24 protein-coding genes and 6 tRNA genes are annotated in these 24,851 nt (G+C 30.3%); 24 read left to right on the forward strand and 6 right to left on the reverse strand.

Features of this window, described 5'->3' with window-relative positions; genetic code table 11:
• Position 1: 1 nt before the first annotated feature.
• The gene (gene twy1 / locus ACA134_RS02400; protein ID WP_409200593.1) at positions 2-916 is read right to left on the reverse strand and encodes a 4-demethylwyosine synthase TYW1; all 915 of its coding nucleotides are present in this window, start codon (positions 914-916) and stop codon (positions 2-4) included.
• A 196-nt stretch (positions 917-1,112) separates the two neighbouring features.
• Between twy1 and ACA134_RS02405 the strand changes: the two genes are divergently transcribed.
• Complete coding sequence (locus ACA134_RS02405) at positions 1,113-2,273, forward strand: SDH family Clp fold serine proteinase (RefSeq protein ID WP_409200594.1); 1,161 nt, start codon at positions 1,113-1,115, stop codon at positions 2,271-2,273.
• Positions 2,274-2,321: 48 nt separating this feature from the next.
• Entirely contained in the window at positions 2,322-2,576 is a 255-nt protein-coding gene (locus ACA134_RS02410) for an ArsR family transcriptional regulator (protein ID WP_409200595.1), read from the forward strand.
• A gap of 347 nt (positions 2,577-2,923) precedes the next feature.
• Here the strand turns inward: ACA134_RS02410 and ACA134_RS02415 are convergent, their stop codons facing one another.
• Together ACA134_RS02415 and ACA134_RS02420 are read right to left on the reverse strand one after the other, a co-directional pair.
• Positions 2,924-3,283 carry a hypothetical protein gene (locus ACA134_RS02415; RefSeq protein WP_409200596.1) on the reverse strand — a complete coding sequence of 120 codons (360 nt, stop codon included), beginning with the start codon at positions 3,281-3,283 and terminating at the stop codon, positions 2,924-2,926.
• Between the two features lie 2 nt (positions 3,284-3,285).
• The gene (locus ACA134_RS02420) at positions 3,286-3,747 is read right to left on the reverse strand and encodes a hypothetical protein (RefSeq protein WP_409200597.1); all 462 of its coding nucleotides are present in this window, start codon (positions 3,745-3,747) and stop codon (positions 3,286-3,288) included.
• 167 nt (positions 3,748-3,914) lie between these two features.
• Here ACA134_RS02420 and tpiA point away from each other — a divergent pair, with 167 nt between their 5' ends.
• The 4 genes from tpiA to ACA134_RS02440 all read left to right on the forward strand — a co-directional run bounded on the left by tpiA (position 3,915) and on the right by ACA134_RS02440 (position 7,740).
• Positions 3,915-4,592: a triose-phosphate isomerase gene (gene tpiA / locus ACA134_RS02425; protein WP_409200598.1), complete on the forward strand. Its 678-nt coding sequence runs from the start codon at positions 3,915-3,917 to the stop codon at positions 4,590-4,592.
• A 136-nt stretch (positions 4,593-4,728) separates the two neighbouring features.
• Positions 4,729-5,952 carry a phosphoglycerate kinase gene (locus ACA134_RS02430; RefSeq protein ID WP_409200599.1) on the forward strand — a complete coding sequence of 408 codons (1,224 nt, stop codon included), beginning with the start codon at positions 4,729-4,731 and terminating at the stop codon, positions 5,950-5,952.
• Positions 5,953-7,356, forward strand: a complete 1,404-nt coding sequence (locus tag ACA134_RS02435; RefSeq protein ID WP_409200600.1) for an MFS transporter — start codon at positions 5,953-5,955, stop codon at positions 7,354-7,356.
• 126 nt (positions 7,357-7,482) lie between these two features.
• A complete protein-coding gene (locus ACA134_RS02440; protein WP_409200601.1) occupies positions 7,483-7,740 on the forward strand; it encodes a zinc ribbon domain-containing protein in 258 nt (85 codons plus the stop codon).
• 1 nt (position 7,741) lies between these two features.
• Here the strand turns inward: ACA134_RS02440 and thiE are convergent, their stop codons facing one another.
• Both thiE and thiM read right to left on the reverse strand, forming a co-directional pair.
• Positions 7,742-8,356 (reverse strand): thiamine phosphate synthase, encoded by a 615-nt coding sequence (gene thiE / locus ACA134_RS02445; protein ID WP_409200602.1) that lies wholly within the window; start codon positions 8,354-8,356, stop codon positions 7,742-7,744.
• Positions 8,343-9,203 carry a hydroxyethylthiazole kinase gene (gene thiM / locus ACA134_RS02450; RefSeq protein ID WP_409200603.1) on the reverse strand — a complete coding sequence of 287 codons (861 nt, stop codon included), beginning with the start codon at positions 9,201-9,203 and terminating at the stop codon, positions 8,343-8,345. The genes thiE and thiM overlap by 14 nt, the downstream gene beginning before the upstream one ends.
• Before the next feature lie 122 nt (positions 9,204-9,325).
• On the opposite strand from thiM, the gene ACA134_RS02455 reads away from it, so the two are divergent.
• The 18 genes from ACA134_RS02455 to ACA134_RS02540 all read left to right on the forward strand — a co-directional run bounded on the left by ACA134_RS02455 (position 9,326) and on the right by ACA134_RS02540 (position 23,934).
• Positions 9,326-9,399: transfer RNA gene (locus ACA134_RS02455), tRNA-Thr, on the forward strand.
• 139 nt (positions 9,400-9,538) lie between these two features.
• Positions 9,539-9,613 (forward strand) — tRNA-Pro (locus ACA134_RS02460).
• Between the two features lie 8 nt (positions 9,614-9,621).
• Positions 9,622-9,695, forward strand: a tRNA-Tyr gene (locus ACA134_RS02465).
• A gap of 160 nt (positions 9,696-9,855) precedes the next feature.
• Positions 9,856-9,927 (forward strand) — tRNA-Asp (locus ACA134_RS02470).
• Positions 9,928-9,972: 45 nt separating this feature from the next.
• Positions 9,973-10,046, forward strand: a tRNA-Lys gene (locus tag ACA134_RS02475).
• Between the two features lie 44 nt (positions 10,047-10,090).
• A complete protein-coding gene (locus tag ACA134_RS02480) occupies positions 10,091-10,324 on the forward strand; it encodes a DNA-directed RNA polymerase subunit H (RefSeq protein ID WP_409200604.1) in 234 nt (77 codons plus the stop codon).
• A 119-nt stretch (positions 10,325-10,443) separates the two neighbouring features.
• On the forward strand, positions 10,444-11,988 hold the full coding sequence (locus ACA134_RS02485) for a DNA-directed RNA polymerase subunit B'' (RefSeq protein WP_409200605.1): 1,545 nt from the start codon (positions 10,444-10,446) through the stop codon (positions 11,986-11,988).
• A 15-nt stretch (positions 11,989-12,003) separates the two neighbouring features.
• The gene (gene rpoB / locus ACA134_RS02490) at positions 12,004-13,815 is read left to right on the forward strand and encodes a DNA-directed RNA polymerase subunit B (protein ID WP_409200606.1); all 1,812 of its coding nucleotides are present in this window, start codon (positions 12,004-12,006) and stop codon (positions 13,813-13,815) included.
• A 40-nt stretch (positions 13,816-13,855) separates the two neighbouring features.
• Positions 13,856-16,438: a DNA-directed RNA polymerase subunit A' gene (locus ACA134_RS02495; protein ID WP_409200607.1), complete on the forward strand. Its 2,583-nt coding sequence runs from the start codon at positions 13,856-13,858 to the stop codon at positions 16,436-16,438.
• An 8-nt stretch (positions 16,439-16,446) separates the two neighbouring features.
• A complete protein-coding gene (gene rpoA2, locus ACA134_RS02500) occupies positions 16,447-17,598 on the forward strand; it encodes a DNA-directed RNA polymerase subunit A'' (protein ID WP_409200608.1) in 1,152 nt (383 codons plus the stop codon).
• A gap of 11 nt (positions 17,599-17,609) precedes the next feature.
• On the forward strand, positions 17,610-17,909 hold the full coding sequence (locus ACA134_RS02505) for a 50S ribosomal protein L30e (RefSeq protein ID WP_409200609.1): 300 nt from the start codon (positions 17,610-17,612) through the stop codon (positions 17,907-17,909).
• A gap of 6 nt (positions 17,910-17,915) precedes the next feature.
• Positions 17,916-18,347 (forward strand): NusA-like transcription termination signal-binding factor, encoded by a 432-nt coding sequence (locus ACA134_RS02510; RefSeq protein WP_409200610.1) that lies wholly within the window; start codon positions 17,916-17,918, stop codon positions 18,345-18,347.
• Positions 18,348-18,847: 500 nt separating this feature from the next.
• Positions 18,848-19,273: a 30S ribosomal protein S12 gene (locus ACA134_RS02515; RefSeq protein WP_409200611.1), complete on the forward strand. Its 426-nt coding sequence runs from the start codon at positions 18,848-18,850 to the stop codon at positions 19,271-19,273.
• 9 nt (positions 19,274-19,282) lie between these two features.
• On the forward strand, positions 19,283-19,843 hold the full coding sequence (locus ACA134_RS02520; protein ID WP_409200612.1) for a 30S ribosomal protein S7: 561 nt from the start codon (positions 19,283-19,285) through the stop codon (positions 19,841-19,843).
• Between the two features lie 16 nt (positions 19,844-19,859).
• Positions 19,860-22,052, forward strand: coding sequence for an elongation factor EF-2 (locus ACA134_RS02525; RefSeq protein ID WP_409200613.1), 2,193 nt, complete (start codon positions 19,860-19,862; stop codon positions 22,050-22,052).
• Between the two features lie 134 nt (positions 22,053-22,186).
• Positions 22,187-23,428: a translation elongation factor EF-1 subunit alpha gene (tuf, locus tag ACA134_RS02530; RefSeq protein WP_409200614.1), complete on the forward strand. Its 1,242-nt coding sequence runs from the start codon at positions 22,187-22,189 to the stop codon at positions 23,426-23,428.
• 73 nt (positions 23,429-23,501) lie between these two features.
• On the forward strand, positions 23,502-23,810 hold the full coding sequence (rpsJ, locus tag ACA134_RS02535; protein WP_409200615.1) for a 30S ribosomal protein S10: 309 nt from the start codon (positions 23,502-23,504) through the stop codon (positions 23,808-23,810).
• A 39-nt stretch (positions 23,811-23,849) separates the two neighbouring features.
• A tRNA-Ser gene (locus tag ACA134_RS02540) sits at positions 23,850-23,934 on the forward strand.
• Between the two features lie 121 nt (positions 23,935-24,055).
• Here ACA134_RS02540 and cobK read toward each other — a convergent pair.
• Positions 24,056-24,850, reverse strand: a complete 795-nt coding sequence (cobK, locus tag ACA134_RS02545; RefSeq protein ID WP_409200616.1) for a precorrin-6A reductase — start codon at positions 24,848-24,850, stop codon at positions 24,056-24,058.
• Between the last annotated feature and the right edge of the window lies 1 nt (position 24,851).

The following is a 24,851-nucleotide window of genomic DNA, read 5'->3' on the forward strand; positions in this document are numbered from 1 at the left end:
TTTATTCAAGTAATACAACACGACTTATCTCAGAATCATTTACTATTTCTTTATCACAATTTTCAGCTATTTTTGATGCAAAATCATGTACTTCATCAAATGTAGGCATATTATCTAATGTTAATCTTTCTCTGGATGATCCTACACACATATATGCTTTTACCTCAACAAAATCAGGATCTGCTTTTTTAATTAATTTTCCATATTCTTCAGGATTTTTCATGTTTTTATCCTTAACACATGTTGTTCTTATACATGTTCTACTATCAAAACTAGCTAATGTTTCTAAAGATTCATTTAAATTATTCCAACCATCATTAATTTGAGGGTTACAAACATCTTCATATGTTTTTTTATCAGCTGCATCTAAGGAAAGATATAGTTGATATGGTTCTGTTTCTAGATTTTTTAATTTATCAACATATTGACCATTACTTACAAGAAAAGTAGTAAAATCTCTTTTTTTAAATTCATAAATTAAATCACTAATATCAGGATAAAGTGTTGGTTCACCTGCAAGAGAAATAGCTGCATTTGTAGGAATCTTAGATTGTTCTAATTTTTCTTTATTTGCATTATCATTACCCCAAAAACCGCATAATAATTTATTTTGACCTTCAATCGCCTCATCAATAATTGTTCCAGGTTCATCTATAGGGCCTGTCCAAGTGTTTTGATTGTTTGAGAAATCTCTCCAACAAAATTCACATTTTTGCTGGCAAAATGGAACTGCAGGGGACATTTGAAGACATCTATGACTTTCAATTCCATAGAATTTTTCTTTATAACACACTCCTTTATCAAGTAAGCTTTGTCTTGTCCAATGACAAATTTTAACAGCAGAATGTTTATGTTCACCTACAAAACGATATCCACTATATTCTAACTTTTCTATTTCTTCTTTTGAAAGTATCATTATTGGTACATTTCTTCTTTTGATTTAATAAATATTTCTTAAATTTATTAAAAATTAATGTGTAAATGTGATTTTATGATTTTTATTTTTATGAATATTTGTGTAAATGTGTTTTTTCACGCTATAAATAGCTTATTATTCTATTAATTAGAAATATAATCGTGTTAATTTAAAACATTTTAAAAGAAGTGATCAAATGAGTTATATGGTAGAATATATGAAAAAGAATAAGGATGAAGACTTTGAGTATGAAAATGAATTAAGTAATTTAATTGAATGTTATAATAAGAAAACAGGCAAGTATTTACTTGTTTATAGTGTAGATTTTCAAAATAATGATTTTCCAATAGGATTATTTATGGATGATTTTTATACTATTAGAGATTTTTTAAGAGAAGATGAATCTAAAAAATTAAGTTTTCTCATTGAAACACCAGGAGGTCAAGGTGAAGCATCAGAAGAAATAGCTACTTATTTAAGAGGAAAATATGAATATATTGATTTTATTATTGTAGGTAATTGTAAAAGTGCAGGTACAATGTTGGCATTGTCTGGTGATGAAATATATATGAATGAAACTGGAAATTTAGGTCCAATTGATCCTCAAATGTGTAATGATACTATTTCAGGTTCTGTATATCATTTTCTTGAATGGATTAATGAAAAAAGAAAAGAATCAAAAACTAAAGAGTTAAATCCAGTTGATTCATTAATTATATCAAGAATCACTCCATATGAAATAACAGGAGCATTTGAAGCACTTTCTTATGGTGAAAATCTTGTAGCGAGATTTTTAAAAGAATATAAATTTAAAAATTGGAAAAGAACCGAAACAAATAATATTAAAGTTACAGATGAAATGAAAAAACAAAAAGCTATGGAAATTGCAAAGAAATTATCTGATCAATCAAAATGGAAATCTCATGGTAAACCATTAAAAAAAGAGGAATTACGAGAATTAGGTTTAAAAATAAAAAATCTTGAAGATGATAAAAATATCTCAGAAATTATTGAAAGAATTCATGTTTTAATTAGATTAATCTTCTCATCAAGTGACGCTTTTAAAATATTAATTACTGAAGATTCAAGTTTAATTAGAAAGGCTATTAAAAAAGAAAATATAAATATTCCAATGGATGATGAACATTTAGGATTTGGTATGATGTGTGATAAATGTGGTGAAGAATCTAATATTTATTTTAATTTAGATGATGATCCTACATTTGATGAAGAAATGATTGAAAAAGGATTTACACCAGTTCCTGATGATTCAATAATTAAATGTAAATGTGGAAATAAAATGGATATCTCTAAAATTAGGTCATTAGTTGAAAGCCAGCTTGGAGATTTACTATAATTGATGTTATTATTAAATGTGTTAAAATGATATTAAAAGATTTATTTGGTGAACTCTATTAGGATTAAAATATTAGAAGAATTAATTGATAATAAAGATACTTTCCTCGAGATTGAAGAATTATCTAGGATTTCTGGAATATCTAATGAAATATTATCTGATCATTTAAGTAAATTAAATGATATTGGAATTGTAGATATTAAAAAAGGAAATATTAAAAAATATAAGTTAAATATGAAAGATAAAAGAGTATTAGCTTTAAATATGATTGAAAATTTAGAATTTATTCGCAAAAGCTCATAATTTTAAAAAATTAAGTGTGATGAGTTTTATTTATTACTTTCATTAAAAGATTTAAGAACGCTTTGAACAAATCTTTTCATATATTTTTTTTTGATTTTTTTCTTCCAAATTCTTCATAATCTTCTTTTAAAAAACAAAATGCTTGTTTTTTGGCTTTGATAAAAAGATTTTTGATGAATTCATTCTATCACCTTTTTATATATTATTTTGTATTTTTTAAATTTAAAACTTATTTAAAGTCTTGTGGAGAAAATGTCTTAAAATTAGTTAAATCTTTAGAAAGTGCTACTTAAAAATCAACACAACACTGATTGCATTTAATAAACATTTCTTAAAATATAATATTTTTATTGTTCTGATGGAACCCATCCTTGAGGATTATTTTGACTTATTGGATATTGTTCTCCTACTTTACCAAAATCTGGATGTTGAGCATAAGGATTATTATCATATGATGGATCATTTGCATATTCATTTGTTTGAACTCCATCAGATTCATCTACACTCAAATCTTTTTGGGAACTTGTTTGAAATTCATTTTCAACTTCTCCAATAACATTATCTACGGAATCATCCTCACTATCATTTATAATAGTTATATTTCGATCAGGTTCAATTTCTCCTAAAGCATAATAAATAGAACCAACATTAAGACCCATCATAAGAACTATTACACTAATAAATATCATTATTTGATCTTTGTTCATATTCAAACTTCCTTAATACTTTCTGTAATATCAATTGTTGTGTTTAAATCCATTGATGATATATGTACATAACTATCATTTTCTAATTCTAGAAAAACACTATAGTACTGAAAAGAACTATTTTTTACTGCATTTTCATCATCAAAATGACTAAGATAAACAGTATAAGTATTATTAGAAGTTTGAACAGTTATATCTTCCCATAAATATTCGGGATGTGCTTCATCAATAGAAAAACTATAATATCTTACATAGGTTTGATTATCATTTGTATATGAATAACCATCCTCATGGTCATTTAAAACATGCCAATCTTCATTAGCTGGAGCATTGAATGTAAATTCTGGTGTGTCTATTGTTTGAATTTTATTATTATTTGTTAGTAAATAATATGAACTTCCTGCTAATGCTCCTCCAATGATTATTACTATTAAAATTAATATTGCAAATTTTTTCTTTTCCATTATATTCAATCCTATAAATAGTTATTATTAATCATCTATGTAAAAAAGAAATATAAAAGATTAACTTATTTAAATTTTTGAAATTAATGTATATTAAAGAATTAGTAACATTTATTGTATATGTTTTTTAAATTATAAATTAATAAAAACTTAAAAAAGTGATTCAATTGTATAAACTTAAAAGTCCTATTGTAATATTAAATTTTAAAACTTATTTAGAATCTAGTGGAGAAAATGCCTTAAAATTAGCTAAATCTTTAGAAAGTGCTGCTCAAGAATCAGGAACAACGATGATTGCAGCTCCTCAGACAGCTGATATTTTCAGAATAAAAGAAGAAACTTCAATTTTAACAATGTCTCAACATATTGATGCAATTGATGCTGGAAGTAATACTGGGTCTGCATTATTTGAAACTCTTCTTAGTGCAGGAATTGATGGAAGTTTACTTAATCATTCAGAACAGAGAATGGAACTAGCTGATATAGATTTAGTTAATGAAAAATTATTAGAAAATAATTTAATTTCCTGTATATGCTCTAATAATATTAAAACAAGTATGGCAGCAGCTACTTTAAATCCTCAATTTGTAGCTATTGAACCACCAGAACTGATTGGTTCAGGTATACCAGTATCACAAGCCGAACCTGAAGTAGTTGAAGGTACAGTTCGTGCTGTTAAAAAAATTAATAAAAGTGTTAAAGTTTTATGTGGTGCAGGAATATCAACAGGTGAAGATATGGCTCAAGCTATGGAACTTGGTGCAGAAGGAGTCCTACTTGCATCAGGTATTGTAAAAGCAGATAATCCTAAAGAAGCATTACTTGATTTAGTAAGTAAGATTTAAATATTGACTTATTTTTCTATTTTTTTACTCATTATTTTATTTTTATTAAATATTAAACTCAAATCTCATATCAAACATAAAATTTTAAATAAGATGTTTTCTTAAATTTTATTTAAATAAGATTATGTGTGGGAAGATGGATAAAGAGTTTAATACTATTGATGATTTTGACTTAGAAAATAAAACAGTACTTGTAAGAATTGATATTAATTCCCCTGTAGATCCTTCAACTGGTATTATTTTAGATGATACTAGGATGAAATTACATGCTGAGACTGTAAAAGAACTTTCAAATAAAGGAGCTAAGGTTGTAATTCTAGCTCATCAAAGTCGTCCAGGTAAAGATGATTTTACACCTTTAAGCCAACACGCAGCAGAATTTTCAAAAATCTTAAACATTGATGTAAAATATACTGATTCTCTTTTCTCTAAAAACACAACACAAGATATTCAAAATCTAAAACCACACGAAATTTTACTTTTAGAAAATGTCCGTTTTTTTGCAGAAGAATCTTTATCGGCTCCACCAAAAGAGCAATCTGAATCTATTTTAGTTAAAAATCTCACACCATATATTGATTACTTTGTAAATGATGCTTTTGCTGCATCTCACAGATCTCAAATTTCTTTAGTTGGTTTTACAGTTAATACTCCTTCAGCTGCTGGTAGAGTTATGGAAGAAGAACTTGTAACTATTGAAAATGCTTTAAAAAATGTCGAAAAACCTTGTGTTTTTCTTTTAGGTGGCATGAAACCTGATGATTCTATTGATGTTATTGAAAATGTTTTAAAAAATAAAACAGCTGATTATATCTTAACAACTGGTATTGTTGCAAATATCTTCTTATGGGCAAAAGGAATAAATATAGGAGATATAAATAAAGATTTTATTATAGATAAAGGGTATTTATCTATGGTTGATAAATCAAGAGAACTTTTAAATGAATTTCCAGACAAGATTGTATACCCAAAAGATGTAGCTATTGATAAAGAGGGTAAAAGAGTTGATGTAGATATTAACAACATTCCAAATAACCCAATTTTTGATATTGGTGTTGATTCAATTATTGAATATGCTAAAATTATTAGAAATTCTAAGACAATCTTTGCAAATGGTCCTGCAGGTGTATTTGAGCGACCAGAGTTTGCATTAGGTACAGAAGATTTAATTAATGCAATCGCCTCATCAGAAGGTTTTTCAATTATAGGTGGGGGCCATATTGCTGCTGCTACTGTTAGTTTAGGATTAGAAAATAAAATGAATCATGTTAGTAGTGGAGGCGGGGCTTGTATTACTTTACTTTCTGGTAAAAAACTAGCTGCTGTTGAAGCATTAAAAAATTCACCAAAGGAGACTTAAATGAACGCTAAACCGTCATCAATTGAAGGTATTGTAACTGATCCTTCTAAAAAAAATATTATTTTAATTGTAGCAGGTCTTGCTACATTCTTTTCTGCATTTATTACAACATCTATTACTGTTGCACTTCCTACAATTGCAAGTCAATTTCAAATTGATGCTATTGTTCAAACTTGGATAGCTACAATATTTCTTTTATCAGTAGCAATTTGTTCTGCTCCTTTTGGTAAAATTTCAGGCAGACTAGGTTTAAAGAAATTTTTAATGCTTGGTGTTTCTACGGTAATTATTGCATGTTTAGGTGCAGCTTTATCAACATCGGCTGAAATTTTACTTTTCTTTAGAGCTATTCAAGGTGTAGGTTCTGCTATGATTAGTGTTTCAACTGTTGCATTAATTTCACAAGCAATGCCATTTGAAGAACGTGGTAAAGCAATAGGAATTAATATTTCATGTGTTTATATTGGTCTAACATTAGGGCCTGTTATTGGAGGTATTATAACACAAAACTTTGGTTGGCATGGAATGTTTTTAATTGTAATTCCTTTACTTTTAATAGATTTACTTTTAGCTTACTTTAAAATTGATCAAGAATGGAAAATGGGTGATAAAGAACCATTTGATTATATTGGAACATTTTTATATGCTATAGGAATTTTATTAGCTATTTATGGATTTACAACTATAAACACATTAGAAGGAGTCATTTTAACTATTATTGGATTAATTATTTTAGCTATATTTGCAAGATATGAATTAAGTCAAAAAACACCTGTATTTGAAGTTAAGCTTTTTAAAGATGTTCATTTCACATCAGCTACTTTAGCTGCATTAATATCATATCTAGCTACATTTGTTGTAACATATATTATAACATATCACTTGCAATATATTAAGGGAATGGATCCTCAAACATCTGGAATTATTTTAATTGTTACATCAGGTTTAATGGCAATAATTGCTCCCTTCTCAGGACGTTTATCAGATAAAATCAATCCTCAAAAACTTTCAACTATTGGTATGATTTTTGTTGCCTTATCTTTAGGTATTTTAATGTTTTTAGATGCAAACACTCCATTATATATTGTAATAATAGCTATGGCATTAGAAGGAATAGGATTAGGTTTATTTACATCACCTAATACAAATACAATTATGAGTGCAGTTCCAAGAAAATTCACATCTTTAGCTTCTGCAACCGTTGCAACTGCTCGTGTTGTAGGTCAAACCTTATCTTTAGGACTTCTAACAATTTTATTTGCAGTAATTATGGGTTCTGTTCAAATACTTCCACATAATTATCCACAATTGATTTTATCTTCTAAAATAGCTTTCATGATATCAACAGTTTTATGTATAATAGCTATTTTCTTATCATACTTTGGATCTAAATCAAAATCTTAATTTGAGATATTTTCTCAATATTTTTTTTTATTTTTTTAATATTTTTGAATTTAAAGCATTAACTTTTCATATGCTCTAGAATAATCAATATGATGTTTTAAAATAAACTATATATGGTGATTAAAAATGGATGAAAAATTTTGTCAATCATGTGCTATGCCTATGAATAATGAAGTACTTGGAACTAATGAAGATGGATCAAAAAATGATGATTATTGTATGTTCTGTTATAAAGATGGAAAATTTACAGGAGATATGGCTATGGAAGATATGATTAATTTCTGTGTTCCTAAAATGGTTGAAAATAATAAAGATATAGATGAAAAACAAGCTCGTTTGATGATGGAAGAAATATTTCCGAAATTAAAAAGATGGAGTGAATAACTCATATCTTTTCAAATTCTTTTTTTAACAATTCACTAGCTAATTTAGGATCTATACTATCCATAATAGCTGATACTACCGAAATTCCTTCAATTCCAGTTTCAGATAACTTTTCAACATTATCTAAATCTATACCTCCAATAGCTACAACAGGGATTGATACAGATTCAACTACACTTTTTAAATCATTTTTAGTAATCTTAGGTGCATCATCTTTAGTTGATGTTGGAAATACTGCACCTGTTCCAATGTAATCTGCTCCATCACTTTCAGCTTTAATAGCTTCTTCAATAGTTGAAGCAGAAACACCTAATATTCTAGAATTACCTATAATTCTTCGAGCAACCTTACATGGCATATCATCTTGACCAATATGAACACCATCTGCATCAATAGCTAGTGCAATATCAATTCTATCATTAATTATTAAAGGTATATCTGCAGTATAGCATATTTCTCGAACTTTCATAGCTAATTCATAAAAATCTTTAGTAGAAGAAGTTTTATCTCTTAGCTGAACTACACTTACTCCTCCTTTAATAGCCTCTTCAATAATTTCTAAAAAATTTTCTCTTTCATCTGTTACAAGATAAAGTGAATAATCAATTGATTTCATAGATATTTCCTTTTTCTTTAATTTCATCATGCTTTAATTTATATAAATTATCAATTAATTTACTTCTAAAGGTTCCAGTACCTAAATCATTAGAATTAACATATTCACGTGCATTTTCACCAGCTATACTCATAATTAAACTAGCTGATATACCACCAATAAGTGCATCATTACAAGCTATAAATGACCCAACAATAGAACTTAACATACATCCACTACCAGTAATGCGTTCCATCATCTCATCACCATTTTCAATAGCTATCATCACCTCACCATCTGAAATGATGTCGATTGGTCCACTAGCTATTACAAGACTTCCAGATTTTAAAGCTACTTCTTTAACAATTGAAGCATTTTCTTTTAAATTAGAATGGCTAATAACATCTGATGAGCTAACATCTACTCCTTTAGCTTTAACAAAATCATCATTAAAAATACCTAATAATTTAGCAATAGCTTTCACCTCAGACATATTTCCACGAATAGCCGTTACATCGTAATCTTTAATAATTTTTAAAGTAGTTTCATTTCTTAAATTACTAATACCACAACCTACAGGATCTAAAACAATAGGTGTATTAGTTTGACTTGCATAATTACATGCAGTTTCTATTGCAGCTATTTGAACTTTACTTAACTTACCAATGTTTATAACTAAGACGTCAGCTATTTCAACAATCTCTTCAACTTCATCAGCATCATCTGCCATAATTGGAGATGCTCCAACAGCTAAAACTGCATTTGCACAATCATTCACAGTTACAAAATTAGTAATACAATGAGTCAAAGGGTTCATCTCTTCTATATTTTCATATGATTTTTCTAATTTTTCAATTATGCTTTTCATAATATTAATATAACTTTAGATAAAATAAACTTTTCACAATTTTGAATATTCTTATTAAAAAATAGTAAAGTATTTAAGTAAATGTTAATAAATTTTATATTGTTATACTGGTAATTCAATGTGCCTCGGTAGCTCAGTCTGGTGGAGCGCGAGACTTGTAATCTCGTGGTCGCGGGTTCAATTCCCGTCCGGGGCTTTAAAATAGAAAAACATTATTTTTAATGATTTTTATTTTAAAATCTTTTATAATCTTATAATTATAATATATTATTATAACAATAATCTTTATATGCAATAAATTATAAATTAAAAAAAGTATATCATATGTTAGTAATGGGACCGTAGGGTAGCTTGGTCGATCCTTTGGGCTTTGGGAGCCTGAGACTCCGGTTCAAATCCGGGCGGTCCCATTTCAGTTCCCGCCTTAGCTCAATTTGGCAGAGCGTTGGACTGTAGATTCAAATGTTGCTGGTTCAAGTCCGGCAGGCGGGATTTGCAAATTTTATTAATTCCTTTAATTTTTAAAATTAAAATCATAGTAAAATAAAAACCTTTATATATAAGTAAATTTAAATTTTATTATGAGGCATATTTATCTATAAAATGCTTATATTTTATAGAAACTCAAAATATCATTATCTATTTATTATTTGCCCTGGTGGTGTAGGGGCTATCATGCGGGCCTGTCGAGCCCGCGACTCGGGTTCAAATCCCGGCCAGGGCGCTTTTAATTAAAGCAAATTCTAATAGTGATGATTGTGCATATGTAGGGCCCGTAGCTCAGTCTGGCAGAGCGCTTGGCTTTTAACCAAGCGGCCGCGGGTTCAATTCCCGTCGGGCCCGTTTCTAATTTTATTGTTGAGTTTTTCTAGCTGGAGGAAAATATTTTGAAAATTGATATTTTAAAACATAATCTTGTCCCAAAACATGAAGTCATGTCTGATTCTGAAATTAAAAAAAATTTTGTTGATTTAGACTATGATATAAAAAATTTACCTAAAATCAAGCTTAGTGATCCTGTTGTTAAAAACATTGATGCTAAAGTTGGAGATATATTGAAAATTACACGTGATAGCCAAACTGCTGGAACGTTTGTTACTTATAGGATAGTTGAAAATTAAATTTACTATTACTACTTATGTTTTTTTTATTTTTTTAAAATTTAGTTAAAGTAAAATTTAAAATTAAATTTTTTCATTTAATTATTAAATATATTATTAAGATATACTGGAGGAAGTCCATGAAGAAGAGTACATGGGGATTGGTTGACACATTTTTTGATAAATATGATTTGGTAGACCACCATATAAAATCATATAATGACTTTGTAAATAATAGGATTCAAGATATCATTGATATTACGGAACCTATTTCACTTGAAAATAATAAATATTCATTAAAAACAGGTAAAGTTTTTATTGAAAAACCTTTTACTAAAGAAGCTGATGGTTCTAAAAGCATGATTTTCCCATCAGAAGCAAGACTTAGAAATTTAAACTATTCTGCTCACATCTATCTTGAAATGGCATTAAATCAAGAAGGTGAAGAAAATCCTTTAGAAAAAGTTTATATTGGTGAGTTACCTTTAATGCTTAAGTCTGATATTTGTCATTTAAATGGTCTTACAACTGAAGAATTAATTGATGAAGGAGAAGATCCAGAAGATCTTGGAGGTTATTTTATTGTTAATGGTTCAGAAAGAGCTGTTGTAACAATGGAAGAAATCGCTCCTAACAAAATTATATTAGAGCGTAATGGTGAAGTTGAAGATAGAAGAGCTAAAGCTGTTGTTACTTCAATTAAAAGCGGTTTTAGAGCTAGAATTTCTTTAGAATATAAAAAACCTAGAAAAAGTGGTGTTTTCTTAAGAATTTCTTTCCCATATGTTCCAGGGGAAATTCCTCTTGTTATTTTACTTAGGGCATTAGGATTTACTACTGATCAGGAAATTATTACTTCTATTTCTGAAGATTTCAATTACCAAATGATTATTGCAGATGATATTCAAGTATCTGAGGAAGCATTGAAATTAGATCCAAAAGAAATGGACGGACTTTCAAAAGAAGAGCGAAACGAATATTTACAAAAAGCAGCTATTAAATACATTGGTAACAGAGTTGCAAAAGGAATGACTGAAGAGTATCGTATTAAACGTGCTGAAGATGTTATAAATAATTATTTATTACCTCATATTGGTATTACTAATGATAAACGTGAAACTAAAGCTATTTATTTAGCTGAAATGACTGAAATGTTACTTCAAGTTATTCATGAAGAAAGAGAACCACATGATAAGGATCACTATACTAATAAAAGACTTAGAGTATCAGGTGACTTGATGGAAGATTTATTCAGAGTTGCTTTTACAAGTCTTACAAGAGATATGACCTATCAACTTGAAAGAAGTATTTCAAGAGGTAAAGAATTATCTATTAAACAAGCTGTTCGTTCTGATGTTTTAACAGAAAACATTAAACACGCTATAGCTACTGGTAACTGGGTTGGAGGAAGAGCTGGTGTAAGTCAGCTATTAGATAGAACTAGTTACATGGGCACATTATCACATTTAAGACGTGTTGTATCTCCTTTGACAAGAAGTCAACCTCATTTTGAAGCTAGGGATTTGCATCCAACACAGTTTGGTAAAATTTGTCCTAATGAAACTCCAGAAGGGCCTAATTGTGGATTAGTAAAGAACTTAGCATTAATGTGTAATATTTCAGAAGGTTCTGATCCTGAAGAGATTAAAGATGTTATTAAGAGTATGAATGTTTTAGAAGAGTAGTTTTGGAGGAATTTCGTGTCAAAAGCTAAAATATATATTAATGGGGAACTTATCGGTTCATGTGAAGATCCCAATGAATTTACAAAAGAAATGAGAGCTAAAAGAAGGTCAGGGGAAGTCTCTCATGAAATGAATATTACTTATTATCCTGAAAATAATGAAATTTATATCTTCAATGATTCTGGTAGAGCTAGAAGACCACTTATTGTTGTTGAAAAAGGAGCACCTCTTTTAAAAGATGATCATTTAAATAAACTTGCTAAAAACTCTTTAAAATGGGATGATTTAATAACTAAAGGTTTAATTGAATATTTAGATGCTGAAGAAGAAGAAAATTCATATATTGCAATGGGTTTTCATGAATTAAATGAAGATCATACTCATTTGGAAATAGATCCAGCTACTATGCTTGGTATTTGTGCAGGTATTATTCCTTTCTCAGATCACAACTCTTCTCCGAGAAACACTATGGAAGCAGGGATGACAAAACAAGCTTTAGGTTTATATGTATCAAATTATGGATTAAGAACTGATACTAGAGCTCACTTATTACACCATCCTCAAACTCCTATTGTAAAAACACGTATTATTGATTCTACTAATTATGATGAAAGACCATCTGGTCAAAATTTCGTTGTAGCTTTAATGAGTTATGAAGGATATAACATGGAAGATGCAATGGTTATTAATAAATCTTCTCTAGAAAGAGGCCTTGCAAGATCTTCATTCTTTAGAGCATATGATACTTCAGAGAAAAGATATCCTGGTGGACAAGAGGATAAATTTGAAGTTCCAGATAAAAATGTTAAAGGATATAGATCTGATGAAGCTTATAGGCATTTAGATGGTGATGGTATCATTAATCCAGAATCAGTTGTAAAATCAGGAGATGTATTAATTGGAAAAACATCACCTCCAAGATTCTTAGAAGAAATTGATGAATTTGGTACTGTTGCAGAAAAAAGAAGAGAAACTTCTGTCACTGTAAGACATGGTGAGAAGGGTATTGTAGATGCTGTTCTTTTAACTGAGACTGTTGAAGGAAGTAAACTTGCAAAAATCAGAGTAAGAGATACAAGACAACCTGAGTTTGGTGATAAATTTGCATCAAGACATGGTCAGAAAGGGGTTGTTGGTTTAATCTTAGCTCAAGATGATATTCCTTTTACAGAACAAGGTGTTGTTCCAGATTTAATAGTAAATCCTCATGCAATTCCTTCAAGAATGTCCGTTGGACAAGTGCTTGAAATGGTTGCAGGTAAAGCAGCTTGTATGGATGGAGAACGTGTTGATGGAACTCCTTTTAATCCTGAAGTTGAAAAAGAAATTAAACAATCACTTATTGATAATGGTTTTGAATCTGCTGGTTGTGAATCATTATATAATGGTGTAACAGGAGAAAGAATTGAAGCTGAAATCTTTGTAGGAGTGGCATATTATCAGAAATTACATCACATGACAACTGATAAAGTTTATGCTCGTTCTAGAGGACCAGTACAAGTTTTAACTCGTCAACCTACTGAAGGAAGAGCTCGTGAAGGTGGTTTAAGATTTGGTGAGATGGAAAGAGATTGTCTTATTGCTCACGGTGCAGCTTTAACTTTAAAAGAAAGACTTTTAGATGAATCAGATAAATATGAAGCTATTGTTTGTGGAGATTGTGGTATGTTAGCTGTTTTTGATAAAAATAAAAATAAAGTTTACTGCCCAATTTGTGGAGATATTGAAACATATCCTGTTGAAATATCATATGCTTTTAAATTGTTATTAGATGAACTCAAAAGTTTATGTATTTTCCCTAAATTAGTATTAGGAGATAAAACTTAATTATTATAAAGGAGCCAATATTTTGAATAGATTTATAAAAATGATATCACAGATAAATTTCGGCCTTATGTCTCCAGAAGACATCCGTAAAATGTCTGTTATTAAGATTGAAACTCCGGATACTTATGATGAAGATGGTTATCCAATTGAAAATGGATTAATGGATCCTCATTTAGGTGTTATCGACCCAAGTTTAAAATGTAGATCTTGTGGTTTTAGAGGTGGAGAATGTCAAGGGCACTTTGGAAGTATTGATTTAGCAAGACCAGTTATTCATGTTGGTTTTGGTGACATCATTCATAAAATTTTACGTTCAACTTGTAATGTATGTGGTCGTATTCTTTTAAGTGATAGCGACATTGAAAAATATAGGGAATTAATTACTTCTTATATTGAAAATGGGGAAAATCTCAATGATTTAATCAAAGAGATTCATGCTGAATCTAAAAAAGATGTTTGTCCTCATTGTAAAGCTGAACAAAAAGATATTAAATTAGATAAACCTGTATCTCTTATTGAAGGAGATTATAAACTTACTCCTAGTGAAGTTAGAGAAAAGCTAGAACGTATTACTGATGATGATGCATATGTACTTGGAGTTAACCCAAAAGTAGCTAGACCTGAATGGTTAGTATTAACTGTTTTACCTGTTCCTCCAGTTACTGTTAGGCCTTCAATTACTTTAGATACTGGTGAACGTTCTGAAGATGATTTAACTCACAAACTTGTTGATATTTTAAGAATTAATCAAAGATTAATTGAAAATATGGAAGCTGGTGCACCTCAACTTATTGTAGAGGATTTATGGGAATTATTACAATATCACGTTACTACTTACTTTGATAATGAAGCATCAGGTGTTCCTCCTGCAAGACACAGATCTGGTAGGCCTCTTAAAACTTTAGCTCAAAGATTAAAAGGAAAAGAAGGAAGATTCAGAAGTAATCTTTCTGGTAAAAGGGTTAATTTTTCAGCTCGTACTGTCATTTCTCCTGATCCAAACATTAGTATTAATGAAGTTGGTGTTCCTGAAATGATTGCTAAAGAAGTTACTGTACCTTCTTATGTAAATGAATGGAATATGGATGAAATGAAACAATTCATCGAAAATGGACCAGATATTCATCCTGGAGCTAATTATGTTATAAGACTTGATGGACGCAAAATCAGAGTCTATGATGAGACTAAAGAAGCTATTCTTGAAAAACTAGAACCAGGATATATTGTAGAACGCCATTTAAATGATGGAGATATGGTTCTCTTCAATCGTCAGCCTTCACTTCACAGAATGTCAATGATGGCTCACGAAGTTAAAGTTTTACCTTATAAAACGTTCAGACTTAATTTATGTGTATGTCCTCCTTATAATGCAGATTTTGATGGGGATGAAATGAATATGCACGTTTTCCAGACCGATGAGTCTAGGGCTGAAGCTAAATCATTAATGAGAGTTCAAGAACATATTTTATCTCCAAGATTTGGTGGACCAATTATTGGAGCTATTCACGATCACATTTCTGGTGCTTATTTATTAACTAGAACAGGTTCTACTTTTACAGAAGAACAAGCATTACAAATTATTAGAAAATCTCACTTACCTATTCCAAAACGTAAAAACGAAGATTGGACAGGAAAAGAACTTTTCAGTTTACTCCTTCCTGACGATTTAAATATTAGCTATAAAGCAGAAATTTGTAGAAAATGTGATGCATGTCTTATGGAAGAATGTGAAAATGATGCTTATGTTGTTATTAAAGATGGTCAACTTCTCCATGGTGCCATGGATGAAAAAGCATATGGGTCATTCTCTGGTAAAATCTTAGATACTATAATGAAAGAATATGGTCCTTCAAGAACTAAAGAGTTTTTAGATAGATCTACTGATTTAGCTATCTGTGGAATTATGAAAACAGGAATTACAACAAGTACTAATGATGAAGAAATTCCTGATGAAGCACAAGATAGAATTGATGAACACCTTATTAGAGCTGAAGAAAAGGTAGATAGGCTTGTTGAAGCTTATGAAGCTGGAGAACTTGAAGCATTACCTGGTAGAAGTTTAGAAGAAACTTTAGAAATGAAAATTATGCAAGTTCTTGGTGAAGCAAGGGATAAGTCTGGGGAAATTGCTGAAAGTTACTTTGGTATGGATAACCATTCTGTTGTAATGGCACTTACTGGTGCAAGAGCATCTATGTTGAACCTTACTCAGATTACTGCTTGTGTAGGTCAGCAGTCTGTTCGTGGTGGCCGTATTCACAGAGGATACAGTGAAAGAACTTTACCTCACTTTAGAAAGAATGAATTAGGGGCAAAAGCTAAAGGATTCGTTCATTCTAGTTATAAAGGCGGATTAGATCCTATTGAATTCTTTTTCCACGCTATGGGGGGAAGAGAAGGGTTAGTAGATACAGCTATTCGTACTGCTCAAAGTGGTTACATGCAAAGAAGACTTGTTAATGCACTTCAAGATTTACAAGTTAAACCTTCAGGACTTGTAACTGATAACAATGGGCTTGTTATTCAAACTATGTTTGGAGAAGATGGTGTAGATCCTGCTAAAAGTGATTATGGTAAAGTAGCTGATTTAGACAAGATTATAGACGAAATGAGGATTAAATAGGTGTAACAATGGATAAAGCAATTAAAAAAGTTGAAAAGGCTTTAAAGAAAGCAAAAATAGATTTTCCTGAAAGTTACATTGAAGATTTAGCTGAAGTCTATATTCGCAGGGAATTAAAAGATAAAGAATTAAATGATTTAGTTGTTAAGGTTAAAGAAGCCTATGACCGAGCTCATGTTGAAGCTGGTGAGGCTGTTGGAACAGTAGCTGCACAATCTGTTGGTGAACCAGGTACTCAGATGACAATGCGTACTTTTCACTATGCAGGAGTAGCAGAATTAAATGTTACTCTTGGTCTTCCAAGACTAATCGAGATTGTAGATGCTAGAAAAACTATTTCTACCCCAACTATGGATATTTACTTTGAAGAAGATAAAGCTCAAGATGAAGAATTTGTTAAGAAATTAGCTAATTCTATTGGTAAAAGTACCTTAAATGATATCTTACAAGATTTCCATTTAAATTATGCTGATATGAATATTGAAGCAACACTTGATTTAAAGAAAATCGAAGATAAAAGGTTAGATTACAAAGAAATTATAGCTGAAATTGAAAAGAACTTCAAAAAAGTTGTAATTAATGATAATGTATTAAAATTCGAACCTTCTAAAAAAGATAAATATAGGGAACTTCGTCTCTTAGCTGATAAAGTTCGTGATTTACAAATCAGTGGTATAAAAGGCATTGGTAAAATCATTATACGTAAAGATGAAGAAGAGTGGATTATCCATACTGAAGGTTCAAACCTTGGGGATGTTCTTAAAAAAGAAGGTATTGACAAAGTTAGAACTACTACTAATGATATTCATGAAATCGAAGTTGTATTAGGTATTGAAGCTGCTCGTAATTCTATTATTAACGAAGCACAACGTACTCTTAATGAACAAGGTCTATCAGTTGATGTTAGACACATTATGCTTGTTGCTGATATGATGACTTCTGAAGGAACTGTAAGGTCTATTGGAAGACATGGTATTAGTGGTGAAAAATCTAGTGTACTTGCTCGTGCAGCTTTCGAAGAAACTGGTAAACATTTACTTCGTGCAAGTATTCGCGGAGAAATTGATGATTTAACAGGTATCATTGAAAACATTATTATAGGACAACCAATACCACTTGGTACCGGTTCAGTCGGTGTCAAAATGGCAAATAAAAAATAAATAGGAGGCAGATGATGGACGTAGATAGAGGAATCAGAGTAGCTGTAGATACTGGTGATGTAACTTTAGGCTCTGAAAAATCAATCCAATCTTTAAAATTAGGTAAGGGTAATCTTGTTGTTGTAGCAAAAAATAGTCCTGAAACAATTGTTGAAGATGTAAAATATTATGCAGAACTTTCAGATATTAAATTCATTATGTACGAAGGTACAAGTGTAGAATTAGGTTCTGTTTGTGGTAAACCTTTCACTGTGGCTACTTTAGTCATAAACGATCCAGGAGATTCTACTATATTAGAAACATTGGGGTAGATTTAATTGTCTATTAAATTTAGTGCTAACGAAATAAGATATATAGCTTTGTTTGAAAATATGACTGGAGCTATGGTTAAAGATTGTATCATTGATGATGAAAATGGCAAAGTAACATTTGTTGTTAAAAATGGTGATATGGGTTTAGCTATTGGTAAAGGTGGAAGCACAGTTACTAAAGTTCAAAAAGCAGTTGATAAAGGTGTTGAAATCATTGAGTTATCTGAAGATCCAACTGAATTTATAAAAAATATCTTATCACCTGCAGAACTTGAAAGCATTAAAATACTTCAAAAAGAAACTGGAGAAAAAATAGCTACTGTTGCAACAGACACCACTAATAAAAAAATAGCTATTGGGAAAAATGGTATTAATATTGAAAGAGCTAAATTATTAGCTAAAAGACAACACAATATTAATAACATTGTTTTAAAATAATCGATGGATCTTTCCATCATTTTTCTTTTTTTAAATAGATTTTATTTTTAAAATTTCATTATAATATACAAAAACAATACATTTATATAAGCTAATTTAGATAAATTATATTAAGATATTTGATATAGATATTTTTATTCTTATAACGAGTGTGCAATTGTTATAGATTGTTTATCTTTTTACATATCTTTTGTAGATAAATATTTCATTGACTCATTAAAGAATGCTTCATTCTTATTTTTCAATTCAATGTTTCTGTTGGGTTTATAAACCTATTTTATTTCAGATTGTTTATCTAATATTTTAATTAAAAATTATTAAAATTACAAACAATTTGCTGAAAAATCAGCTATTGTTTCATATATATGTTTCATATTTTCTAATCAATATTGGATTTAGATTGTATATTATAGTAATATATAAATCGCAGCGGTGGATTTGATATTTAAATTAGCTTATATAAACATGTATTAACTTAAAAAAATATAGAGGAAAGAATTATGCCAGGACTTTTTGCTGCAAAGAAACTTAAAAGAAATAGGCAAAACTTTAAGTGGAAAGATGTAGACTATAAAAGAAAAGCTTTACGTTTAGATGTTAAAGCTGATCCTCTTGAGGGTGCACCTCAAGCTAGAGGAATTGTTATTGAGAAAGTGGGAATTGAAGCTAAACAGCCAAACTCCGCAATTCGTAAATGTGTTCGTGTTCAATTAATTAAAAACGGAAAACAATTAACCGCATTTGCACCAGGTGATGGTGCTATAGGATTTATCGATGAACATGACGAAGTTATGATTGAAGGAATTGGTGGACCTTCTGGAAGGTCTATGGGTGATATTCCTGGAGTTCGTTGGAAAGTTTCTAAAGTTAACAATGTTTCTTTAGAACAGATGGTTAGTGGAAAAATAGAGAAACCTGTAAGATAGGTGTTTATTATGTATAAATTATTTGATAAATGGGACCTTAATGAAGTCAAAGTTGATGATTTAGGGCTAGTTAGATATGTTTGTTTAGATGAAACTATTGTTCCTCATACCTCTGGTAGACATGTAAAAAGACAATTTGCAAAATCCAAAGTGTCTATTGTTGAAAGATTGATGAATAAAATCATGAGAACTCATATTAACTCAGGTAAGAAAAACAAAGCATATAATATTTTAAAAGATGCAATGGATGTTATTCACAAAAGAACTAAAAAGAACCCTGTTCAAGTTTTAGTTACAGCTATTGAGAAAACTTCTCCTCGTGAAGAAACTACTCGTATCAGACACGGTGGAATTGCTTATCAAGTTGCTGTTGATATATCTCCTCAAAGAAGAATTGATCTTTCTTTAGGATTTTTAACTAGAGGAACATTACAATCTGCTTTTAAAAATAAAAAAACTGTTGCTGAATGTTTAGCTGATGAATTAATTCTCGCTTCTGAAGAGGATTCTAGAAGTTTCGCTTTACAAAAGAAAGAAGAGAAAGAAAGAGTAGCTAAAGCAGCTCATTAATATTATGGTGATTTAGTTGAGTAGAAGAACAAAAATGATTGAAAAAATTAAAGACTTGATGTATAAACCAGAATCAATTAGAAACATCGGTATTTGTGCTCACATTGATCATGGAAAAACAACTTTATCTGATAATCTTTTAGCAGGTGCTGGAATGATTTCAGAAGATCTTGCTGGAGATCAAAGATTTTTGGATTTCGATGAACAAGAACAAGCTCGTGGTATTACTATTGATGCTGCAAACGTATCTATGGTTCACAAATTCAAAGATAGTGAATACTTAATCAATTTAATTGATACTCCTGGGCACGTCGATTTTGGTGGAGACGTTACTCGTGCAATGAGAGCTGTTGATGGAGCAGTAGTTGTTGTTTGTGCTGTTGAAGGTATCATGCCACAAACTGAAACTGTTTTAAGACAAGCTTTAAAAGAAAACGTTAAACCAGTTTTATTTATTAATAAAGTTGATAGATTAATCAATGAATTAAAATTAGAACCTGAAGAATTACAAAACAGATTCTTAAAAATTATTGCAGAAGCTAATAAATTAATTAGAAGTATGGCTCCTGAAGATAAAAAAGATGAATGGAAAGCAGATGTTGCTGATGGTAGTGTAGCTTTCGGTTCAGCTTATCATAACTGGGCTATTAATGTTCCAATTATGCAAGAAACTGGAATTAACTTCAAAGATATTATTGATTTCTGTAATGCAGAAAACCAAAAAGAACTTGCTCAAAAAGTTCCTTTATCTGAAGTATTACTTAGTATGGTAGTAGAACATTTACCATCTCCAAAAGTATCACAAAAATACAGAGTTCCTAATATTTGGGATGGAGATATTGATTCTCCAGCTGGTCAATGTATGATTAATACTAGTCCTGATGGACCACTTGCTGTTATGGTTACTAATGTTTCTGTAGATAAACATGCAGGAGAAATAGCTACTGGTAGAGTATATGGTGGTAATATTGAAAAAGGTACTGAAGTTTACTTAGTTGGATCTCATATTAAATCTAGAGTACAACAAGTAGGTGTATACTTTGGTCCTGAAAGAGTAAACACTGATACTGTTCCTGCAGGTAATATTGTATATGTTGCTGGTGCAAAAGGAGCTATTGCAGGGGAAACTATTTGTTCTCCTAATGATAAAATTAAAGAGTTCGAAGGATTAGAACATATTTCTGAACCTGTAGTTACTGTAGCTGTTGAAGCTAAAAATACTAAAGATTTACCAAAATTAATTGAAGTTTTACGTCAAGTAGCTAAAGAAGATCCTACTGTAAAAATTGATATTAATGAAGAAACTGGTGAGCACTTAGTTTCTGGTATGGGTGAATTGCATTTAGAAGTTATTAGTTACAGAATCAATGATAAAGGTGTAGAAATTTCAACATCTGAACCTATTGTTGTATATAGAGAAACTGTTGCTGGTAAAGCTGGACCTGTTGAAGGTAAATCTCCAAACAAACATAATAGATTCTATATTGAAGTTGAACCTTTAGAAGATCAAATGTTCCAAGCATTACAAAATGGTGAACTCAAAGAAGGAAGAGTTAAAGGAAAAGAATCTGCTCAAGACTTTATGGAATTAGGTATGGATAAAGAAGAAGCTAGAAGAGTATGGGATGTACACAATAAAAGTGTATTCCTCAATATGACTAGAGGTATCCAATACTTAGATGAAGTAAAAGAGCTTTTACTTGAAGGATTTGAATCTGCTTTGAATGAAGGGCCTGTTGCTAATGAAATAGCTATGGGACTTAAATTTAAATTAGTCGATGCAAAACTTCACGAAGATGCAATCCACAGAGGGCCTGCACAAGTTTTACCTTCTATTAGAAAAGCTATTTATGGGTCTATGATGCTTGCTCAACCTACATTACTTGAACCTATACAAAAAGTATTTATTAATGTTCCTCAAGATTATATGGGATCTTCCACTAGGGAAGTTCAAAATAGAAGAGGGCAAATTGTAAATATGGAACAAGATGGTGATATGGTCACTATTGAATCTAAAGTTCCTGTTGCTGAAATGTTTGGTTTCGCAGGGGATATTCGTTCTGCTGCTGAAGGTAGATGTTTATGGTCTACTGAAATGGCAGGTTTCGAAAGATTACCTAATGAGTTACAAAAGCAAATCATTAGAGAGATTCGTCAAAGAAAAGGTTTATCTGATGAACCTTATGGTCCTGATCATTACTTAGGATAAAATTAAAATTAAAAATCATATTCAAATTTAAAAATTAAAAACATTACGTTTTTATATATAAAAATTCATAAACATTTATAAGCTAACTATAAGCTTATTATGATTTTTTATCATATTAAAAAAGAGGTTTTATTATGGCAAAAGAAAAAGAACATATTAACTTAGCGTTTATTGGACACGTTGACCACGGAAAATCTACATTAGTAGGACATTTATTGTTGAAAGCAGGAGCTATCGCTGAACAACAATTAGATGATGGAGAAAACAAATTCAGATTTGTTATGGATAAATTAGGAGAAGAAAGAGAAAGAGGAGTAACTATCGATCTTGCTCACCAAAAATTCTCAACTAAAAAATACGACTACACTGTTGTAGATTGTCCTGGACATAGAGATTTTGTTAAAAACATGATTACTGGTGCTTCCCAGGCTGATGCTGCTGTACTTGTTGTAGCTGCTGATGATGGTGTAATGCCACAAACTAAAGAGCACGTATTTTTATCAAAAACTTTAGGTATTGATCAACTTATTGTTGCTATTAACAAAATTGATTTAGTAGATTACAGTGAAGAAAAATTCAATGAATTAAAAGAAGAAGTTTCTACTTTAATCAAATCTGTTGGATTCAATCCTGCTACTGTTCCTTTCATCCCTCTTTCTGCTTTTGAAGGAGATAACATTGAAGAGAATAGTTCAAACACTCCATGGTACAAAGGACCTGCTTTAATTCCTGCATTAGATGAATTAAAATCACCTGAAAAACCTACTGATAAACCTTTAAGAGTCCCTATTCAAGATGTATACTCTATTACTGGTGTAGGTACTGTACCTGTTGGAAGAATCGAGACTGGTGTAATGAAAAAAGGTGAAGATGTAGTATTTGAACCTGCTGGAGCTTCTGGGGAAGTAAAATCTATTGAAATGCACCACGAAATGTTCGACTCTGCAGAACCTGGTGATAACGTTGGTTTCAACGTAAGAGGTGTAGGTAAAAACGATATCAGAAGAGGAGACGTTGCTGGACATACTGGCGATGCACCTACAGTAGCTAAAGAATTCGATGCACAAATTGTTGTTTTACAACATCCTGGTGTTATCACTGTTGGATACACTCCTGTATTCCATTGTCACACTTCACAAGTTGCATGTACTTTCTTAGAATTAACTAAAAAATTAAATCCTGCTACTGGTCAAGTTGAAGAAGAAAATCCTGATTTCTTAAAAACTGGAAATGCTGCAATCGTAAAAGTTAAACCAACAAAACCTATGGTAGTTGAAGACGCTAAAGTCATCCCTCAAATGGGTAGATTTGCTATTAGGGATATGGGTCAAACCGTAGCTGCTGGTTTATGTATTGCTATTGAACCTGCTAAATAAGCAGATTAGTTACTAGGAAATATGTTTATTCATATTTTCTTTTTTAATTTATTTTTATTTTAGGAGGATGAAAATGAACCAAGCAAGGATTAAACTCACTGGTACTGATCCAGAAAAACTCGTTTATGTTTGTGACCAGCTTAAAAAAATAGCTGAAAGAACTGGAGTTGACTTATCTGGTCCTATTCCATTACCAACAAAAAAATTAGTAGTTCCTGCTAGAAAATCACCAGATGGTGAAGGAAAAGCATCATGGGAAAAATGGGAATTAAGAATTCACAAAAGATTAGTTGGTATTGGTGCTGATGAAAGGGCTATGAGACAAGTTATGAAGGTCAATGTCCCAGATAACGTTAGTATTGAAATTGAACTTAAAAGTTAATTTTAGATTCAATTCTAATATTCAACTTTTTAATTATTTGCCGAGATAGTCTAGTCTGGTAAGGCGCAGGACTTGAAATCCTGTGGAGATGTTCTCCTCCTGGGTTCAAATCCCAGTCTCGGCGTTAAAACTATTTTTACTTAAATAACTTTATAAATCTATATATTTTACCTATTTTTTTCTAGGACTTTATGAAATATTTTACTTATAGCTAATGCTATTGGAATTATTATAGCTATAATGCTTTAAAAATAAGTTCTTAATTTATTATTTAATTCTTCTAATGATCTTACTATATCATTTTCATTTAATGTACTAACAACAGGTCTTGTAATTAATATAAAATCAACATTTAACTTTTTGCATGCTTCAATCTTTTCTGGAAGACCTCCTGTTTTACCACTTTCTTTACTAATTACTACTTTTGCATTAGTCTTTTTTATTAGTTCTATATTTTCTTCCGCAGATGAGACCCCATTCATAAAACTTATATTTTCTTTTGGAATTTCAAGATCTTCACATTTTTTTATAGAGATATCAATTTTTAAAATTCTTGCATAGAAATTTTCTTTAGGAACTGATTTTACAACATCTTCTATTGTGTTAGTTCCTGCAAGATGCAACACATTAAATTGATTGAAATTTTTAGAAATTAATTTTCCTGCATCAACAAATGAATTTACTTTATGGAGTTTATCATGGTTAATACTTCCATCATCTGATATAGGTCTTTCAAATCTAATATAGGGAATTTTCATAATTTTAGAACATTCAATTGCAGTTCCTGTAATATGACTTGCAAATGGATGGGTAGCATCAATAATTAAATCAAAATTAGATTTTTCTAAAATTTCTAAAATATCTTTTTTAGGAAGAGGTTTAGCTATTGTATCATCAGATCCTGCTTCAATAGCTAAACTAGATCCATATTCTGTTGTTGTGGTAGTTAAAATATAGGTGTTAAAATTTTCTTTTAAATATTTTATAATATTTATAGAATCTCTTGTTCCACCTAATAAAAAAATATTTAATTTTTGCATT

Source organism: Methanobrevibacter sp. DSM 116169, assembly GCF_046197865.1.
Lineage (GTDB): Archaea > Methanobacteriota > Methanobacteria > Methanobacteriales > Methanobacteriaceae > JAHKLT01.

Coding starts and splice junctions, on each gene's coding strand:
- twy1 (WP_409200593.1), bottom strand. CDS start 916: ATGATACTTTCAAAAGAAGAAATAGAAAAGTTAGAATATAGTGGATAT.
- ACA134_RS02405 (WP_409200594.1), top strand. CDS start 1,113: ATGAGTTATATGGTAGAATATATGAAAAAGAATAAGGATGAAGACTTT.
- ACA134_RS02415 (WP_409200596.1), bottom strand. CDS start 3,283: ATGAACAAAGATCAAATAATGATATTTATTAGTGTAATAGTTCTTATG.
- ACA134_RS02420 (WP_409200597.1), bottom strand. CDS start 3,747: ATGGAAAAGAAAAAATTTGCAATATTAATTTTAATAGTAATAATCATT.
- ACA134_RS02430 (WP_409200599.1), top strand. CDS start 4,729: ATGGATAAAGAGTTTAATACTATTGATGATTTTGACTTAGAAAATAAA.
- ACA134_RS02435 (WP_409200600.1), top strand. CDS start 5,953: ATGAACGCTAAACCGTCATCAATTGAAGGTATTGTAACTGATCCTTCT.
- ACA134_RS02440 (WP_409200601.1), top strand. CDS start 7,483: ATGGATGAAAAATTTTGTCAATCATGTGCTATGCCTATGAATAATGAA.
- thiE (WP_409200602.1), bottom strand. CDS start 8,356: ATGAAATCAATTGATTATTCACTTTATCTTGTAACAGATGAAAGAGAA.
- thiM (WP_409200603.1), bottom strand. CDS start 9,203: ATGAAAAGCATAATTGAAAAATTAGAAAAATCATATGAAAATATAGAA.
- ACA134_RS02485 (WP_409200605.1), top strand. CDS start 10,444: ATGAAGAAGAGTACATGGGGATTGGTTGACACATTTTTTGATAAATAT.
- ACA134_RS02495 (WP_409200607.1), top strand. CDS start 13,856: ATGATATCACAGATAAATTTCGGCCTTATGTCTCCAGAAGACATCCGT.
- rpoA2 (WP_409200608.1), top strand. CDS start 16,447: ATGGATAAAGCAATTAAAAAAGTTGAAAAGGCTTTAAAGAAAGCAAAA.
- ACA134_RS02505 (WP_409200609.1), top strand. CDS start 17,610: ATGATGGACGTAGATAGAGGAATCAGAGTAGCTGTAGATACTGGTGAT.
- ACA134_RS02515 (WP_409200611.1), top strand. CDS start 18,848: ATGCCAGGACTTTTTGCTGCAAAGAAACTTAAAAGAAATAGGCAAAAC.
- ACA134_RS02520 (WP_409200612.1), top strand. CDS start 19,283: ATGTATAAATTATTTGATAAATGGGACCTTAATGAAGTCAAAGTTGAT.
- tuf (WP_409200614.1), top strand. CDS start 22,187: ATGGCAAAAGAAAAAGAACATATTAACTTAGCGTTTATTGGACACGTT.
- rpsJ (WP_409200615.1), top strand. CDS start 23,502: ATGAACCAAGCAAGGATTAAACTCACTGGTACTGATCCAGAAAAACTC.
- cobK (WP_409200616.1), bottom strand. CDS start 24,850: ATGCAAAAATTAAATATTTTTTTATTAGGTGGAACAAGAGATTCTATA.